We start from the raw sequence: 15,531 nt of genomic DNA on the forward strand, positions 1-15,531 counted from the left end.
CCCAGCAGCAGAGAGGCAGGTGACACCCATGACCAGCGCCACCCCCGTATCCGTCACGGCGGACACCACCGCCCGGCCCTCACCGAAGAGCCCGGCCGCCGCCGCGCCCGCGCCGATGGCCCGCAGGTCCGCCCGACGGCGTGAACTCGGTGCCTGCGGCGCCCTGATGACGCCGTTCTTCGTCCTTCTGGTGACCGTCTTCCTGATCCCGGTCGCCACCGCCGTCTACCTGAGCTTCTTCAGCGACGACCAGCCCGGACTCGGCTTCGGCCCGGAACGCACGGTCTTCGCCGGGCTCCGCAACTACACCGCCGTCATCACCGACCCGACGTTCCTCGGCGGTCTCGGCATCGTCGCCCTGTACTGCCTGGTCTACATCCCGCTCATGGTGATCGGGGCCCTCGCCCTGGCACTGCTGCTCGACTCCGGCGTGGTGCGCCTGCGGGGCACGGCCCAGCTCGCGCTGTTCCTGCCGCACGCGGTGCCCGGCATCATCGCCGCGCTGATCTGGCTGTACCTGTACACCCCCGGCATCAGTCCGGTGATCGAACTCCTCGGCAAGGCCGACATCACCATCGACTTCCTCGGGGTGCACACCGTGCTCCCGTCCATCGTGAACATCGCGCTGTGGAGCAACCTCGGCTACAACATGGTCGTGTTCTACGCGGCGCTGCAGGCCGTCCCCCGCGAGGTGATCGAGGCGTCGGTCGTCGACGGCGCGGGCCCGGTCCGCACGGCTCTCCAGGTCAAGGCTCCGCTGGTGCGTTCGTCGGTCGTGATGGTGGCGATGTTCACCCTCATCTTCGCGCTGCAGCTCTTCACCGAGCCGATGCTGCTCAGCCAGTCGACGCCGATGATCAACTCTCGCTTCTCACCCAGCATGTACATCTACGACGCCGCCTTCACCCGCAACAACTACGGTCTCGCGGCAGCCGCCTCCGTCGTCCTGCTCGTGTGCACGATCGCCCTCTCCTACGGCGTCACCCGCTGGACCAACCGCGCCAACGCCGCAGAGGAGAACACCCGATGAGCGCGTCGACCGCACCTCGCACCGCCGCACCGCTGCGGCCCAGGCTCCTCGGGCGCTCCGTCGTCAACCTCGTGGTCGGCGTCTCGGTGGCGTACACCCTGCTGCCGGTGCTGTGGCTGGTGCTCGCGTCGACCAAGGACCGCAACGCGCTGTTCAGCAGCAACATCCTGTCGCTGGGCAACTTCTCCCTGGTGCAGAACGTCAAGGACCTGTTCGCCATGGACGGCGGGCTGTACGGGCGCTGGTACGGCAACAGCCTCCTCTACGCGGTCCTGGGCGCGGCCCTCGGCGCACTCGTGAGCATCGCCTGCGGGTACGCCTTCGACAAGTACCGCTTCGCCCACAAGGAGAAGCTGTTCGGCCTCGTGCTCGCCGCGGTGATGGTGCCTCAGACCGTGCTCGCGCTGCCGCTCTATCTGATGGCGTCCGGCACCGGTCTGGTCAACACGTACTGGGCGGTCTTCATCCCGGTCCTCTTCAACCCGTTCGGTGTCTACCTCGGCCGGATCTTCAGCCAGGGGTACGTGCCCGACGAGGTGCTGGAAGCGGCGCGGATGGACGGCGCGGGCGAACTGACCGCGTACTTCCGGGTGGCGCTGCGCATGCTCGGGCCGGGGCTGGTGACCGTCTTCCTGTTCCAGCTCACGGCGATCTGGAACAACTTCTTCCTGCCCATGGTGATGCTCTCCGACCAGGATCTGTATCCGGTCAGTCTCGGCCTCTACACCTGGAACAGTTCCGCGTCCGTCTCCCCCGAGTACTACCCGGTCGTCATCATGGGTTCGCTGCTCGCGGTGCTGCCGCTGATCCTCGCCTTCGCCCTGCTCCAGCGCTTCTGGCGGTCCGGTCTGACGGCGGGCGCCGTCAAGTAGCCGTGCCGCCCCGACCGGACCACCGCACAGGAGAACCATGCCCAGCACTTCCCCCGCCCACCGCCGGCCGCGCGCCGCGCTCGCCATGAGTCCGTCGGCCGCGGCCGCCGTGCTCTCACCGAGCTCCATGGCGGCGCTCTCCGCGGTGAGCACGCTCGCGCCGCTGCCCGTCATCGACGACTTCACCACCGCTCCGGCGCGCGCCGCTCTCGCGGATGCGGAGATCCTGGTCACCGGCTGGGGCTGCCCGCCCATCGACGCGGACGTCCTGGCGGCGGCGCCCGCACTCCGGGCCGTCGTGCACACGGCGGGCACCGTCCGGGGTCATGTCACCGAGGCCTGCTGGGACCGGGGCATCGCGGTGTCGTCGGCCGCGGCGGCCAACGCGCTGCCGGTCGCGGAGTACACCCTCGCGATGATCCTGCTCTCCGGGAAGCGGGTGCTGGAGCGGGCCCGGGACTTCCGGGCCTCCCGTCACCGCGACGCCTGGCTCGCCACCCCGCCCGAGGTGGGCAACTACGGCCGTACGGTGGGCATCCTGTCCGCCTCCCTGATCGGCCGCCGGGTCATCGAGCTGCTGCGCCCCTACGACCTGAGGGTCCTGCTCCACGATCCGTACGTCTCCGACAGCGAGGCGGCCGAACTCGGGGTCCGCCCCGTCACGCTCGCCGGGCTCTTCGCCGAGAGCGACGTGGTCAGCGTCCACACCCCGCTGCTGCCCGCGACCACCGGGCTCGTCAGCCGCGGACTCCTCACCTCCATGCGGCCCGACGGAGTCCTGATCAACACCTCCCGGGGCGCGGTCGTCGACCAGGACGCGCTCACCGACGTACTGGGTACGGGCCGGATCCGGGCGGTGCTCGACGTCACCGATCCCGACCCGCTGCCGGCCGGTCATCCGCTGTGGGACCTCGACAACGCGACCATCACCCCGCATCTCGCCGGTTCCCAGGGCAACGAGCTGCGCCGGCTGGCGGATCTGGCCGTCGGTGAGGTCGCGCGCTGGGCCGCGGGCGACGGATTCGCCCATCCCGTACGACGCGAAAGGCTGGCATTCCTCGCATGACCTCCACCTCGTCCCCGTACCCCTTCGAACTCCCCGCCGAGGACCGTGAGTCGAGCCCGCACACCGGCTACACCCGGGCGCACTGGGAAGCGGCGGCCGACGGCCTGCTGCACTCCGCCTGGAAGTGGGCCACCCCCGGCCGGGCCCTGCTCGACCTGCCGGGGCGACCGTCCCGCTCCGGGGTGCGCTCCGACGGCCTGGAGGGCTACGCCCGTACGTTCCTCGCCGCCGCGTTCCGGGTCGCCGGTGCGGACGGCAAGGATCCGCACAACTGGCTGGAGCGGTACGCCGACGGCCTCGGTGCGGGGACGCGCACGGCGGGACGCGACGACGCCGAGTCCTGGCCGCTGATCCTCGACCACACGGTCTTCGGCCAGCCGATGGTCGAGTCCGCGTCCGTGGCGATCGGGCTCCGGCTGACCCGGCCGTGGCTGTGGGACCGGCTCGACCCGGGAACCCAGGACCGGACGGAGGAGTGGCTGCGCGGCGCCCTGCGGCACACTCCCGCCCCCAACAACTGGTACCTGTTCCCCTACTCCGTCGCCGGATTCCTGGAGTCGGTCGGCCGCGGCGACGCCGAAACGGCGCGGGCACGGCAGCGGGCGCTGGACCTGCTGGAGGTCTGGTACCGCGGCGAGGGCTGGTACGCCGACGGGGACGGGCGGGCCTTCGACCACTACAACGGCTGGGCGCTGCACCTGTATCCGGTACTGGACGCGTACCTGTCGGGCGACACGGAACTCGCCACGCGCTACGGCGCACGGCTGAGCGAACATCTGGAGAGCTTCTCGCTGATGTTCGGCGCGGACGGCGCCCCGCTGCACTTCGGACGCTCCCTCACCTACCGTTTCGCGGCGGGCGCGGCTGTCGGGATGGGTGCGGTGTCCGGGCACACTCCCCTGGCGCCGGGCGTCTCGCGGCGGCTGATCAGCGGCTCGCTGCGGTACTTCCTGGAGCGGGGTGCGGCGGCGGACGACGGTCTGCTGAACCTGGGCTGGCACGGTCCGCACGACGCGACGCTCCAGGTGTACTCGGGTCCCGCGTCGCCGTACTGGGCGTCGAAGGCGTTCGTCGCGCTGCTCGCCCCGGCGGAGCATCCGCTGTGGGCGGCGACCGAGGAGCCCGCCCCGAGCGAGGGACCCGACCGGGTGCTGTCACTGCCGTCGCCGGGGCTACTGGTCCAGTCGACGCAGGCGGACGGCATCGTCCGGCTGCACAACCACGGCAGCGACCATGCCCGGCCGCACGAGGGCGATTCGGCTGCCTTGTCGGATCCGCACTACGCGCGGCTCGCCTATTCGACCGTCACCGGTCCGACGGCGGCGGAGAACACCGCGGACAACCATCTGTCGGTGCGGGTCGCGGGGATCCGCAGCAGCCGCTTCCGCATCCACCCGCTGGGCGCCGGGCACGAGGGGGACTGGGGCTGGGCCGCCTCCTGGCACTGCCCGGTCTTCCCGGAGGGCTCGCCGACCATGCCGGGGCTGCGGGTGGAGAGCGTCACGGTCGTCCGGGGCAGGTACGAGCTGCGGGTGCACCGGATCCTGGGCGCTCCGGCCGGGTCGCTGGCGGAGCAGACCGGCTGGGCGACGGACCCCGGAGGCGGGGTGCGCTCGACGTTGCACGGGCTGCACGGCTGGGCGGAGCAGGAGGAGGTCCGGGCGCCGCAGGGCACCGCGTTCACGCGGTGGGCCGTGCTGCCCCGGCTCGCGGCGGAGGTGGAGGGGACCGCGGTGCTGGTGGCCCTGGCCTGCCTCACGGCCGAACCGGACGCCGCCCCGCTCGCCTCGGCGGTGAGCGGGGTCGACGTGGACGGTGGGACGGTCACGGTCCGCTGGACGGACGACGGGGCGACGACCCGTATCGGTTTCGCGCCCCTGGAGGTCACCCACACCTCTTAGGCGTCGGTGCGGATCACCACCGCGAGGGTGCGGGGGCCGTGTACGCCCTCCACCCGCTCCAGCTCGATGTCGGAGGTGGCCGACGGACCGCTGATCAGGGTCGTCGGCCGCTCCGGCACCAGCCGGGCCACCGCTTCCGGGACGCCCACCACGACCGAGGACAGGTCGACGACGCACACGTGCAGGTCGGGGACCAGGGACAGGGCTCGCCGGCCCTGGTCGGCCGAACCGTCCAGGAAGATGGTGCCCGTCTCCGCGCAGCTGACGGCCGAGGCGGTCACCACACCGTCCAGGGCGTCGAGGCTCGGGGCGGGGATGTCGGCGGAGTCCTGCCGCACCTCGCCGTCGTAGGCGGTGAGCCACTGCTCGTCGAGCCCGGCCGGCACTCCGATCCGCCGGGCGCCGCGTTCACGCAGCACGTCGGCGATCACTTCGGCTGTGCGTTCGCGTGTGCAGGGGTACACCTTCGCCTTGTAGTCGACGAGCCGGTGGGTCAGGAGGGCGAGGCGTTCCTCGTCGGGGAGGGTGCGGCCGGTGCGGTAGTCGCGGGGAACGCTGGTGTCGGGCACGGGTGCGAGGGCCAGGGCGTCCCTGATCCGGCCGAGCACCGTGTCGCGGGCGGTCGTCGTCACCGGTCCTCCTCGTGGTCGTCTGCGGTGTGCCGGGCGCCTTCTTCGGCGGCGGCGCTCATCGTTGCCGCGCCCTCGGCCGATGCCAGCCAGGAGCGGAATGTCTGCTTGGGCGGTGCCGGGGTGTCGCGGCTGTCGCTCCAGCCGCTGAGGGGGGCGGGCAGGTGCGAGATCGTGCCGTCGCGTCCGCCGGCGATCCGGCCGAGAGCGGCGGCCTTCTGCGCGGCGGCAAAGAGCTTCGGCCGCTTCATCACGCCGGCGGCGGCCTTCATGGCGAGCTTCTCCGCCGTGGTGCCGGACTGTTCGGTGTGCTGGTGGCGCAGCTCGACGAGCATCGACGGGATGTCGATCTTGACGGGGCAGGCGTCGAAGCAGGCGCCGCAGAGGCTGGAGGCGTACGGCAGCGAGCTGTTGGGGTCGTCCTCGGCCGCGTCCATCCCGGCGAGCTGCGGGGTGAGGACCGCGCCGATGGGCCCGGGGTACGTCGATCCGTAGGCGTGACCGCCGGTGCGCTCGTACACGGGGCAGACGTTGAGACAGGCCGAGCAGCGGATGCAGTTGAGGGCCTCGCGGCCGATCGTGTCGGCGAGTGCGGCGGTGCGGCCGTTGTCGAGGAGGACCAGGTGGAAGTCCTGCGGCCCGTCGCCGGGTGTGACGCCGGTCCACATCGACGTGTACGGGTTCATCCGCTCGCCCGTCGAGGAGCGCGGCAGCAACTGCAGGAAGACTTCCAGGTCCTGGTAGCGCGGCAGGACCTTCTCGATGCCCATCACGGTGATGAGGGTGTCGGGAAGCGTCAGGCACATCCGGCCGTTGCCCTCCGACTCGACCACGGACAGCGTGCCGGTCTCGGCGATGCCGAAGTTGGCTCCGGAGACGGCCACCTTGGTCGTCATGAACTTCTCGCGCAGATAGGCGCGGGCGGCGGCGGCGAGATGTGCGGGGACGTTGTCGAGGTCCGGGTCGACGCCGGGGATCTCGTCGAGGAAGATCTGCCGGATCTCGTCGCGGTTGCGGTGGATCGCGGGCACCAGGATGTGCGAGGGCTTGTCGTCGGCGAGCTGCACGATGAGCTCGGCCAGGTCGGTCTCGTACGGGGTGATGCCGATGGATTCGAGGTGCTCGTTGAGGCCGATCTCCTGGGTGGCCATCGACTTGACCTTGATGACGTCGCTGCTGCCCGTCGCCCGGACAAGCCGGGCGACGATCTCATTGGCCTCGGCTCCGTCGCGCGCCCAGTGGACGGTTCCGCCGTGCTCGGTGACCTTCTGCTCCAGCTGCTCCAGGAGTTCGGGGAGCCGGTTCATCGTGTCGGTCTTGATGGCGGATCCGGCGTCGCGCAGCTGCTCCCAGTCGGGGAGTTCGCCGGTGACGCCGAGCCGCTTCGTGCGGATGGTGCGGGTGGCCTTGCCGAGGTTGCGGCGCAGCTGTTCGTTGCGGAGCTCGTCGTGGGCGGCCTTGGGGAACTTCCGGTCGCCGCGCAGGTTTCCCGTTCCGTACGGGGACCGGGGCGGCGTGGCGGGCATTCCGAGGAACGTACTCATCGGGCGGCCTCCGTCAGTGCGTACGGCGCGGTACGGGTGGATCCGAGGATCTGGGCGAGATGCAGGGTGCGCGTACCGGACCGGATGCGGGAGAGTCCGCCGCCGATGTGCATCAGGCAGGAGGAGTCTCCGGCGGTGCACACGGCGGCGTCCGTCGCGGCGATGTTGCGCATCTTGTCCTGGAGCATCGCGGTGGACGTCTCGGCGTTCTTGAGGGCGAAGGTGCCGCCGAAGCCGCAGCAGGAGTCGGCTTCGGGGAGCTCGACCAAGTCGATCCCCTCGACGGCGCGCAGGAGCTTCAGCGGCTTGTCGCCGACCCGGAGCATCCGCAGGGAGTGGCAGGTGGGGTGGTACGTCACCCGGTGCGGGAAGTACGCGCCGACCCGGGAGACGCCGAGGACGTCGACGAGGAACTCCGACAGCTCGTACGTCTTGGCCTTGACGGTGCTGACTCCGGCGCGCAGCGCGGCGTCCCCGTACCGCTCGGCGATGATCTCGTGCTGGTGCCGTACGGAGCCGGCGCACGATCCGGACGGCATGACGACCGCGTCGATGGACGCGTCCCCGAACTGCTCGGCGAACCTGCGCACCAGCGGGACGGGTTCGCGCTGGTAGCCGGTGTTGACGTGCATCTGGCCGCAGCACGTCTGGTCCGGCGGGAACACCACGTCGTGTCCCAGGCGGGCGAGCAGTACCGCGGTGGATTTCACCGCCTCGGGGAAGAGCGTGTCTCCCAGACAGGTGGCGAAGAGTCCGATGCGCATGGGGCCTCCCCGGTCGTTTTATGGTCCGACCATACTAGCCTCGGTCCAAGTGGGGAACCTGGGGCGCGTGGGAAAGCGACGAGCCGGAGAGTCCCCGGGCGGGAGTGGTGCGTCTTGAACGGGCTCCAGACCCGTTTGACGCGCCCGGGACCCGCTGAACGGACCTGGCCCTCCGTCCTGACCAGGCAGAACGAGCTCAGGAGGTGAGGTTGCGGGGATATGGGGCAGGAGGTTCGGCAGCCGAAATGGGAGGTTGCTGTGGAGGGCACAGATCTGGAACTGGGTGAACTGCTGGCCGCCGCTGAGGCCGCCCCGCCCGGTGAGTCCGTCGAGGTGGTGGCGCTCGACCTGCAGAAGCGGTTCGGCGCGGAGTGCGTGTCCTTCCTGTTCGTCGACCTCATCGGCGAGCGACTGGTACGCCTGGCCGCGGCCGGCGATGCCGCCGAGGACCCCGACAAGCCGGTCAAGCTGCAGGGAAGCGTCTACGACCGTGTCCTGCAGAGCCAGCGCCAGCACGTGGAGACGGACGGGCAGGGAGGCCGGCGCGTCATCACGCCGGTCACCAACCGGGGCGACCGCATCGGTGTCCTGGAGGTGACGCTGCAGGCCGGCGACGACACCGTGCTCCGGCAGGTCCGCGAAGCGGCCCACGCACTGGCCTACATCATCGTCACGGACCGCCGTTTCACCGATCTGTACCACCTGGGCCGGCGCACCACCCGGACCAGTCTGGCAGCGGAGATCCAGCACCAGCTGCTTCCCTCGGCGCCCTGCTGCGAGGCGGCGGAGTTCACCCTCGCCGCCGGGCTGGTCCCGGCCGACGACATCGGTGGCGACACCTACGACTACACCCTCGACCGCGACACCCTGCACCTGTCCATCACCGACGCGATGGGCCACGACACCAACTCCGCCCTGCTGGCCACCCTGCTGGTCGGAGCGCTGCGACAGGCGCGCCGCAGCGGCTGTGACGCCCTCAAGCAGGCCCATCACGCCCACCAGGCCATGCTCAGTCACAGCCGTGGTCTGGCCACCGGGCAGCTGCTCTGCGTCGATCTCGACACGGGCCTGTGCGAACTGGTCAACGCCGGCCACCCCCGCCCCCTGCGGCTGCGCGACGGCACCGTCGAAGAGGTCGAACTCGCCGTCGACATGCCCTTCGGCGTGGCGGCCCCCACCGGCTATCACCTCCAGCAGCTCCACCTGCGTCCCGGAGACCGCCTGGTCCTGCTCACCGACGGCATGCAGGACCGCAGTGCGGCCGCCGTCGACCTGGCCTCGGTCGTTCAAGACACCGGCGCGCTGCACCCGCGAGAGGTCGTGCGGAGCCTGACCTGCGCGGTGCTGGACGCCTGCCACGGCAACCTCAAGGACGACGCAACGGTCCTGGTGCTGGACTGGCACGGCAATCCCCGCCGAGCAGCCCGGACCAGACCGGCCCCGCACCGCTGACCCGCAACGGCCTGCTCACCGGGCGGACAGGAGCGGGGACGGCGCTCGTCGCACACCGCCCCCCGCTCCCCGCTCCCCCGTGCGGGGCTATGTCTCGTCCACCAGCGTCCCGTGCAGGCCACGGATGTGTTCCTCGACCAGGTCGGCCGCCTCGCCGCCCCGCCCCTCGCGCACCAGCGCGAGCAGCCGTGTGTGCTGGGCGTTGAGTGCGCCCGCGGTGGCCGGCCAGTCCTCGGCCTCCTCCAGCGCCCGCAGGATCAGCGGACGTACGGACTCGCGCACCGCAGAGGTGAGCGTCGAGGTCAGCGCGTTGCCCGAACTCCCGGCGATCAGCACGTGGAAGCGGGTGTCGAGGTCGTTGAACTCGGCCACCCCCACCTCCGGATCGCCCATGCGTACGAGGAGCTGCTCGGCCTCGTCGAGATCCTCGGCCGGGGCGTACCGTGCGGCGGCCTCCCAGCTGGAGCGCTCCAGTACGACGCGCGCCTCGAGCACGTCATGCAGGCTGTAGCTGCCGAGGGCGAAGTGCAGGCGCAGCAGACGGCCCAGGGCGTCGTCCGGGTTCCGCACGATCCGGGCCCCGGAGTCCGGACCCCGGCCCGGCTGCGCGACCAGTACGCCGATGGTCTCCAGCACCCGGAGCGCCTCACGCAGAGCGGAGCGGCTGACTCCGAGCACCGGTGCCAGCTCCCGCTCGGGCGGGAGGCGGTCGCCCGCCTTGAGCTCTCCGGCGAAGACACGCTCCTCGATGCTCTGGAGCACGAGTTCGTGCGTGCGGGACTGCCGTACGGGTTGCCACTCGACGGGCATCCGCTACTCCCTGCTCCGAGCGATACGCATAGTCCGACTATGTCACACAGGGCATGTGGTCGGACCAAAGACCGAGCGCCGACGGGAGCGCCGCACGCGGCTCAGGCTCCAGTGCGCCCGTGCCCCCGGCCGGGGCTACGGGCGCACTGCCGTCACCTACGTCTGTGAACGGTCAGGCCGTAGCGGGCCGCAGCACCACCGGCAGCTCCCGGTAGCCGTTGGCGATGAACGACGCCTGGGGTACGAGCCGGTCCTCGGGCACGGCGAGCGCGATGTCCGGGAACGCGGCGAACAGCGCCCGGAGCGCGATGTCCGCCTCCATCCGGCCGAGCGGGGCTCCCAGGCAGTAGTGGACGCCGTGGCCGAAGGCGAGGTGGTCGAAGGACTCCCGCGCCGCGTCGAACGCGCAGGCGCTGTCGCCGTGGACAGAGGGGTCACGGCCGGCGGCGCCGAAGGCGAGCAGGATCGCGTCGCCCTTGCCGATCCGGACGTCCCCGAGGTCGATGTCCTCGACGGCGTACCGCAGAGGCATGTGCATGATCGGCGCTTCGAGGCGCAGGGTCTCCTCCACCACGTCGTCCCAGCCGACCGCGCCGGACCGCAGCAGAGCGAGCTGGTCCGGGTGCGTCACCAGGGCGAGGGTGGCCTTGGATATGAGGTTGACCGCCGTCTCCGAGCCGGCGCCGATCATGAGGATCAGGGTGGAGACGAGCTGTTCCTCGTCGAGCTTCGCCTCTCCGTCGCGGGCCGCGATCAGGTCGCTCGTCATGTCCTCGCCCGGCTCGGCGCGCTTGGCCGCGATCAGGGCAGCCATGCAGCCGAACAGGTCACCGTAGTCCGCGGCCGCCTGCTCGGGCGTCGCCCCCGTGTTGAGTGCCGCGTCGATGACCCGGCGCATCCAGGGCCGCATGTCGGCCGGGACGCCGAACAGGTCGCAGATGACCTCGGTGGGGATGACGTAGGCGAACCGGGCGCGGAGGTCGACGGTCTCTCCCGGGGCCGTTTCGCTGAGGTCCTTGATCAGTCGGTCGACGAGGTCCTGCACCCGGGGGCGGAGTGCCTCGGTACGGCGCGGGGTGAACGCCGTGGCGATGAGGTTGCGCAGCCGGCGGTGGTCGGAGCCGTAGGAGGTGAAGGCGCTCACCACCCGCACCCAGACGTTCAGGGCCCAGTCCTGGGGGACGCCGTCGAGGGCGGGCCAGTGCCTGCGCGGGTCGCGGGAGACCCTGCGGTCGGCGGCCAGTTCCTTGATGGTGTCGTGCCGCGTCACCGACCAGGCCGTGACCCCACCAGGGAGTTCCACCAGCGTCGCAGACCCCTGGGCTCGGAGACGGGCGGCTTCCGCGTGGAGGTCTGCGCCGGTGGGATCGAGGACGGGGCAGGTTCGGGATTCCATGTCGGTTCTCCTACTGCAGCGACGGGCGGTTGGGTGGAGGTCGCACGGACAGCGTCGAAGCGCACCGGCAGAGCGGTGAGCGAGCGGTGGAACGGACCGGGGCGCCAGGTGAGTTCGGCGGAATCCACTTCGAGGACCATGTCGGGCAGCCGGTCCAGAAGCATCTCCACGGCGACTTCGGCGATGACACCGGCCGTGTCCCTGGCGGGGCAGGCGTGCGGTCCGGCACCGAAGGCGAGGTGCGAGGTGTTCGCCGCCCGCTGCCCCGCCCCGATGTCCAGCACCGGATCGGTGTTCGCGGCGGCGTGGCTGATCAGCACGGGGACACCGGCCCGGATCGCGGTCTCGGCACCGGTGCTCCGGTCGCGGAGCGTGTGGTCGTGGACCGCGTAGACGAAGGAGAAGTTGGACAGCGGGGAGTGGAGCCACAGCACTTCGTTGAGCGCGTCGGCGACGGTGAGGCTGCCTCCCGTCAGGTCGCTGGCGAAGCGGTCGTCGGCGAGCAGCATCATCGTCCCCGTCGCGATCCACGCGGACTGGGGCACCGTACCCGCGCCGATCAGGACGACGAGCTGGTGGATCATCTCCTCGTCCGAGAGCGCGGAGGGGTGGTCCAGCAGCCAGGTGGTCACGTCCGCACCAGGGCTGGCTCGCTTCATCGCGATCAACTCGCCGAGGCACATGGCGAGTTCGCCGCCGCCCGCCTGGGCGACAGCGGGTTCCGCGTCCATCATCCGCACGCAGGCCGCCGCCATTCTGCTGGTGAGTTCGTCGGGGCAGCCGAACAGCTGGGCGAAGACGAGTGCGGGGATCGGGTCGGCGTACTGGGAGACGAGGTCGGCCCTGCCCTCGTGCTCGAACCGGTCGATGAGCTGTCCGGCGCTGCGCTGCACATAGGCCCGCAGCTGATGGGGGTTGACCCTGCCCAGTGCGTCGTCGACCGAGGCCCGCAGCCGCAGATGGCGCTCCCCGTCGGCGAACCAGAGGCTGGGCCGCCAGCCCATCATCGGTACGACCTGGTTATCGGCCGGGACCTTTCCCTCGGCGAGCGCGGTCCAGCGGCGGGCGTCCTTGCTGAAGTACGGGCTGCGCAGCACCTCGAGCGCGGTCTCGTATCCGGTGATGAGGACGGCCTCGACGCCGGGGGCCAGCTCGACCGGATGCGCGACGCCCTCCTTCCTCAGCCGTTCGTACGTGGCGTGGGGATCGGCGGCGAACTCCGCCCCGTAGAGGACGGGCAGTCCGGACGCGGGGTCCTGACCGGGTACGGCCTGGTGGGCAGGACAGCCCGGCGGCGGTGTTCCCGGGCCGGTCGGCAGCGTTGTCACGACATCTCCTGGTGGCGGGCGAACAGGTATCGGACGAGCTCGACGAGCGCGTTCTTCGCGGATTCGCGGTCTCGGGCGTCGCACATGATCAGGGGCGTCCCGGGGTCGAGGTCGAGGGCTTCGCGCAGCTCCTCCTCCGGATACGCCGGGGTGTCGGGGAACCGGTTGAGCGCGACGATGTACGGCAGCCGGTAGCTCTCCACCAGGGCCAGCGCCTCGAAGGACCGGTCGAGGTACCGGGAGTCCCCGAGGACGAGCGCGCCGTAGGCGCCGCGGGCGAGGTCCTGCCAGATCCGGGCGAAGCGCTCCTGGCCCGGCGTGCCGAAGAGGTAGAGGGCGAGATCGTCCGCGAGCGTCACCCTGCCGAAGTCGAGGGCGACGGTCGTGGTGGTCTTCCGCGGTACACCGCTGTTGTCGTCGACCGTCGCACCGGCCTGCGTCATGAGTTCCTCGGTGCGCAACGGCTCGATCTCGCTGACGGCACCGATCAGGGTGGTCTTGCCCACGCCGAACGGGCCGACGACCATGAGTTTGGCGGTCAGCTGCACCGTGTCGCGGACGTAGATGCCGTCAAAGAGCCTGGAGGCCATGCAGCAACTTCTCCAAGATGTGTGCGGTGGTGGGAGCCGCCGCGTCGCCGGATTCCGGGGACTGCGCGTCGGCGGTCCGGGCGGTACGGGTGACGACGTGCCCGGAGTCGAGCAGGTCGCCGAGGACGATGCGGGTGATGGTGAGCGGCTGGCCCAGATGGCCCGCGACCTCGATGACGGACAGATATCCGCCGCGGCACAGCTCGACCACTGCCAGCTGTTCCGGCAGCAGGCCCGCGACCGAGCTGCCCGGGACGGTCGTCACCATCGTGATCACGTCCAGGACATGGGTGTTGCGGGTGGGGCGCGCCCGTCCCTGGGTGAGGACGAACGAGCGCACCAGATCGCGCCTGCGCCGCGGGGTCACGTCGGGCTGCCGACGTCCTGGCGCGGTGAACTGCCCATCTCCCGGCCGAGCTGGTCGACCACCTCGTGCATCCGGTAGGCGACCTGCCCGACATCGGCGGCGCCCGAGGTCGCGACCGACAGATAGGTCGAGTCCCCCGCGTGGATGGTGATGACGAAGCCCCCGTCGAACTCGACGAGGCTCTGCCGCCACGAGTCGGCGGGGGCGCGGCAGAACATCGCGGTGGCGCTGCTGGTGGCCTGCACGCCGGAGAGCGCAGCGGCTATGCGGTCGGCCTCGTCCCGGTCGAGTCCCGGGGAGAAGGCCATCACGAGGCCGTCGGCGGCGACCAGGATCGCGTCGTATACCTCGGGCTGGTCGAGTACTTGTTTGAGCATCCAGGCGTCGCGGTTCTGGGTCATGCCTCGGGGGTCCCCTCGCTGGTCGGGCGGTGGTCGTGGGCTGCGGCGTGGCTGCCGCGGAGGAAGGCGTCGAGTGGGGCGGCGGCCTCGCGCGGGCTGCGGCGTGCGGTCGTCCGGGCGGGATCCGCGGGCGTCGGGGCCGGAGTTGCCGCCCGGGCGGCGGGCTGCCTGGTCCGTTTGGGCAGGCCGCCGGCCGTGGTCGCCCTCGGGGGCGCCGCCACCGTCGGCTCACCGGCCTGCCGGGGCACGGCGGGCGCCGGGACGGGCCGGGCCGGTGCGGGCCTCGATGCGGGCGGGGCATCGGTGAGCAGCACGGACGGGATGTTGACGACGGCCCGTACCCCGCCGAAGGCCGACGCGGAGTCCACGGACACCGCGAAGCCGTAGCGCCGCGCCAGGGAGCCGCAGGCGGCCAGGCCGAAACGCGGCGGGCTGCCGAGACCCGAGAGGCCGAGCGCGTCGTCGTGCAGCAGACGGGCCGCCTTCTCGCGCTCGGCTGCGTTCAGTCCGACACCGGCGTCCTCGATCACGACGGCGACTCCGCCGTGCGTGAGCTGGACGTGGACCTGGACGGGGGTGCTCGGGTTCGACGAACGCGTCGCGTTCTCCAGCAGTTCGGCAAGCGTCACGACGAGCGCCTCGACGGCTCTGCCCGCTACCGCCCGGGAGTCCTCGATCCGCACGATGTGCACACGCCGGTAGTCCAGGATCCGGCCGACCGCTCCGCGTACCACGTCGTGCAGCGGCGTCGCGTTGTGCTGGCGTCCCGGCCAGGCCTTGCAGATCACGGCCATGCCCACGGCGCGGCGCAGGATCTGGGCGTTGGTGTGGTCGATGTCCATCAGATCCTGGAGGAACTCCGGCGCGTCGTGGCGCTGGTTCATCTCGGTGATCTTCATCTGCTGGTTGTTGGCCAGCCCCTGGAGCTTGCGGGCCACCGCCAGCAGGAGTCCCTGGGAGGACTGTTCGGCGTCGGCCGCCACGTCCCGGTAGACGGCGAGCACTCCGTCGTGGGCGCGGGCGAACGGCGAACCGGCGAGTTCGGGGTGCAGCGGCCCGGGTATCTCACCCGGCCTGCCCTGCGACAGAACGTCCTTCAGTGCGGGCAGCCGCCGTTCGAGCAGATGCCGGGTCTCTTCCTCCTGGGCACGCAGGGTGCGTTCGAGGAAGGCGATGCGTTCGGCGCGAAGGGCGGCGGAGTTGCGGTAACGCAGCGCCAGGATCCCGGTGGCCATCATGGCCGCGGCCAGAAGCCAGGCGGTCACGGCAGGCAGAGACAGTGTCATCAGTTCCTCGGGCGGAGGCGGGCGGATGGGGTAAGTGGCCGTCTCCCGCGCCCTGCGCGATGGCGAATGCTGCGGCGCTGCAGGGCAGTTCTCGG

General features: G+C 71.1%; 15 protein-coding genes. 5 read left to right on the forward strand and 10 right to left on the reverse strand.

The window, feature by feature from the left end:
- The first annotated feature begins 28 nt into the window (after positions 1 to 28).
- Genes OG257_RS05425 through OG257_RS05440 form a run of 4 tightly spaced genes read left to right on the forward strand, consistent with a single transcriptional unit; the run spans position 29 to position 4,869 of the window.
- Positions 29 to 1,030, forward strand: coding sequence for a carbohydrate ABC transporter permease (locus tag OG257_RS05425; protein ID WP_329205214.1), 1,002 nt, complete (start codon positions 29 to 31; stop codon positions 1,028 to 1,030).
- Positions 1,027 to 1,902, forward strand: a complete 876-nt coding sequence (locus OG257_RS05430; protein WP_329205216.1) for a carbohydrate ABC transporter permease — start codon at positions 1,027 to 1,029, stop codon at positions 1,900 to 1,902. Before OG257_RS05425 ends, OG257_RS05430 begins: the two co-directional genes overlap by 4 nt.
- Before the next feature lie 37 nt (positions 1,903 to 1,939).
- Complete coding sequence (locus tag OG257_RS05435; protein WP_329205217.1) at positions 1,940 to 2,968, forward strand: hydroxyacid dehydrogenase; 1,029 nt, start codon at positions 1,940 to 1,942, stop codon at positions 2,966 to 2,968.
- Positions 2,965 to 4,869, forward strand: coding sequence for a DUF2264 domain-containing protein (locus tag OG257_RS05440; protein WP_329205219.1), 1,905 nt, complete (start codon positions 2,965 to 2,967; stop codon positions 4,867 to 4,869). Before OG257_RS05435 ends, OG257_RS05440 begins: the two co-directional genes overlap by 4 nt.
- Here the strand turns inward: OG257_RS05440 and OG257_RS05445 are convergent.
- The 3 genes from OG257_RS05445 to OG257_RS05455 are packed head-to-tail and all read right to left on the reverse strand — an operon-like array spanning position 4,866 to position 7,806.
- Positions 4,866 to 5,501 carry a LutC/YkgG family protein gene (locus OG257_RS05445; protein WP_329205221.1) on the reverse strand — a complete coding sequence of 212 codons (636 nt, stop codon included), beginning with the start codon at positions 5,499 to 5,501 and terminating at the stop codon, positions 4,866 to 4,868. The two genes, OG257_RS05440 and OG257_RS05445, sit on opposite strands and share 4 nt — an antisense overlap.
- Positions 5,498 to 7,042, reverse strand: a complete 1,545-nt coding sequence (locus tag OG257_RS05450) for a lactate utilization protein B (protein ID WP_329205223.1) — start codon at positions 7,040 to 7,042, stop codon at positions 5,498 to 5,500. Before OG257_RS05450 ends, OG257_RS05445 begins: the two co-directional genes overlap by 4 nt.
- Positions 7,039 to 7,806 (reverse strand): (Fe-S)-binding protein, encoded by a 768-nt coding sequence (locus OG257_RS05455; protein ID WP_329205225.1) that lies wholly within the window; start codon positions 7,804 to 7,806, stop codon positions 7,039 to 7,041. Before OG257_RS05455 ends, OG257_RS05450 begins: the two co-directional genes overlap by 4 nt.
- 258 nt (positions 7,807 to 8,064) lie before the next feature.
- On the opposite strand from OG257_RS05455, the gene OG257_RS05460 reads away from it, so the two are divergent.
- On the forward strand, positions 8,065 to 9,258 hold the full coding sequence (locus OG257_RS05460) for a PP2C family protein-serine/threonine phosphatase (protein ID WP_329205227.1): 1,194 nt from the start codon (positions 8,065 to 8,067) through the stop codon (positions 9,256 to 9,258).
- Positions 9,259 to 9,345: 87 nt separating this feature from the next.
- Here OG257_RS05460 and OG257_RS05465 read toward each other — a convergent pair whose 3' ends face one another.
- The 7 genes from OG257_RS05465 to OG257_RS05495 form a co-directional block, all read right to left on the reverse strand.
- Positions 9,346 to 10,068, reverse strand: a complete 723-nt coding sequence (locus OG257_RS05465; protein ID WP_329205229.1) for a FadR/GntR family transcriptional regulator — start codon at positions 10,066 to 10,068, stop codon at positions 9,346 to 9,348.
- Positions 10,069 to 10,240: 172 nt separating this feature from the next.
- Positions 10,241 to 11,338, reverse strand: coding sequence for a cytochrome P450 family protein (locus OG257_RS05470; RefSeq protein ID WP_329205231.1), 1,098 nt, complete (start codon positions 11,336 to 11,338; stop codon positions 10,241 to 10,243).
- Entirely contained in the window at positions 11,335 to 12,792 is a 1,458-nt protein-coding gene (locus OG257_RS05475; RefSeq protein ID WP_329205233.1) for a cytochrome P450, read from the reverse strand. The genes OG257_RS05470 and OG257_RS05475 overlap by 4 nt, the downstream gene beginning before the upstream one ends.
- A complete protein-coding gene (locus OG257_RS05480; protein ID WP_329205235.1) occupies positions 12,789 to 13,382 on the reverse strand; it encodes a GTP-binding protein in 594 nt (197 codons plus the stop codon). Before OG257_RS05480 ends, OG257_RS05475 begins: the two co-directional genes overlap by 4 nt.
- Positions 13,363 to 13,749, reverse strand: coding sequence for a DUF742 domain-containing protein (locus OG257_RS05485; protein WP_329205237.1), 387 nt, complete (start codon positions 13,747 to 13,749; stop codon positions 13,363 to 13,365). Before OG257_RS05485 ends, OG257_RS05480 begins: the two co-directional genes overlap by 20 nt.
- Complete coding sequence (locus OG257_RS05490; RefSeq protein ID WP_329205238.1) at positions 13,746 to 14,150, reverse strand: roadblock/LC7 domain-containing protein; 405 nt, start codon at positions 14,148 to 14,150, stop codon at positions 13,746 to 13,748. Before OG257_RS05490 ends, OG257_RS05485 begins: the two co-directional genes overlap by 4 nt.
- Positions 14,147 to 15,436, reverse strand: a complete 1,290-nt coding sequence (locus OG257_RS05495; protein ID WP_329205239.1) for an ATP-binding protein — start codon at positions 15,434 to 15,436, stop codon at positions 14,147 to 14,149. Before OG257_RS05495 ends, OG257_RS05490 begins: the two co-directional genes overlap by 4 nt.
- Between the last annotated feature and the right edge of the window lie 95 nt (positions 15,437 to 15,531).

The organism is Streptomyces sp. NBC_00683 (assembly GCF_036226745.1).
GTDB lineage: Bacteria > Actinomycetota > Actinomycetes > Streptomycetales > Streptomycetaceae > Streptomyces.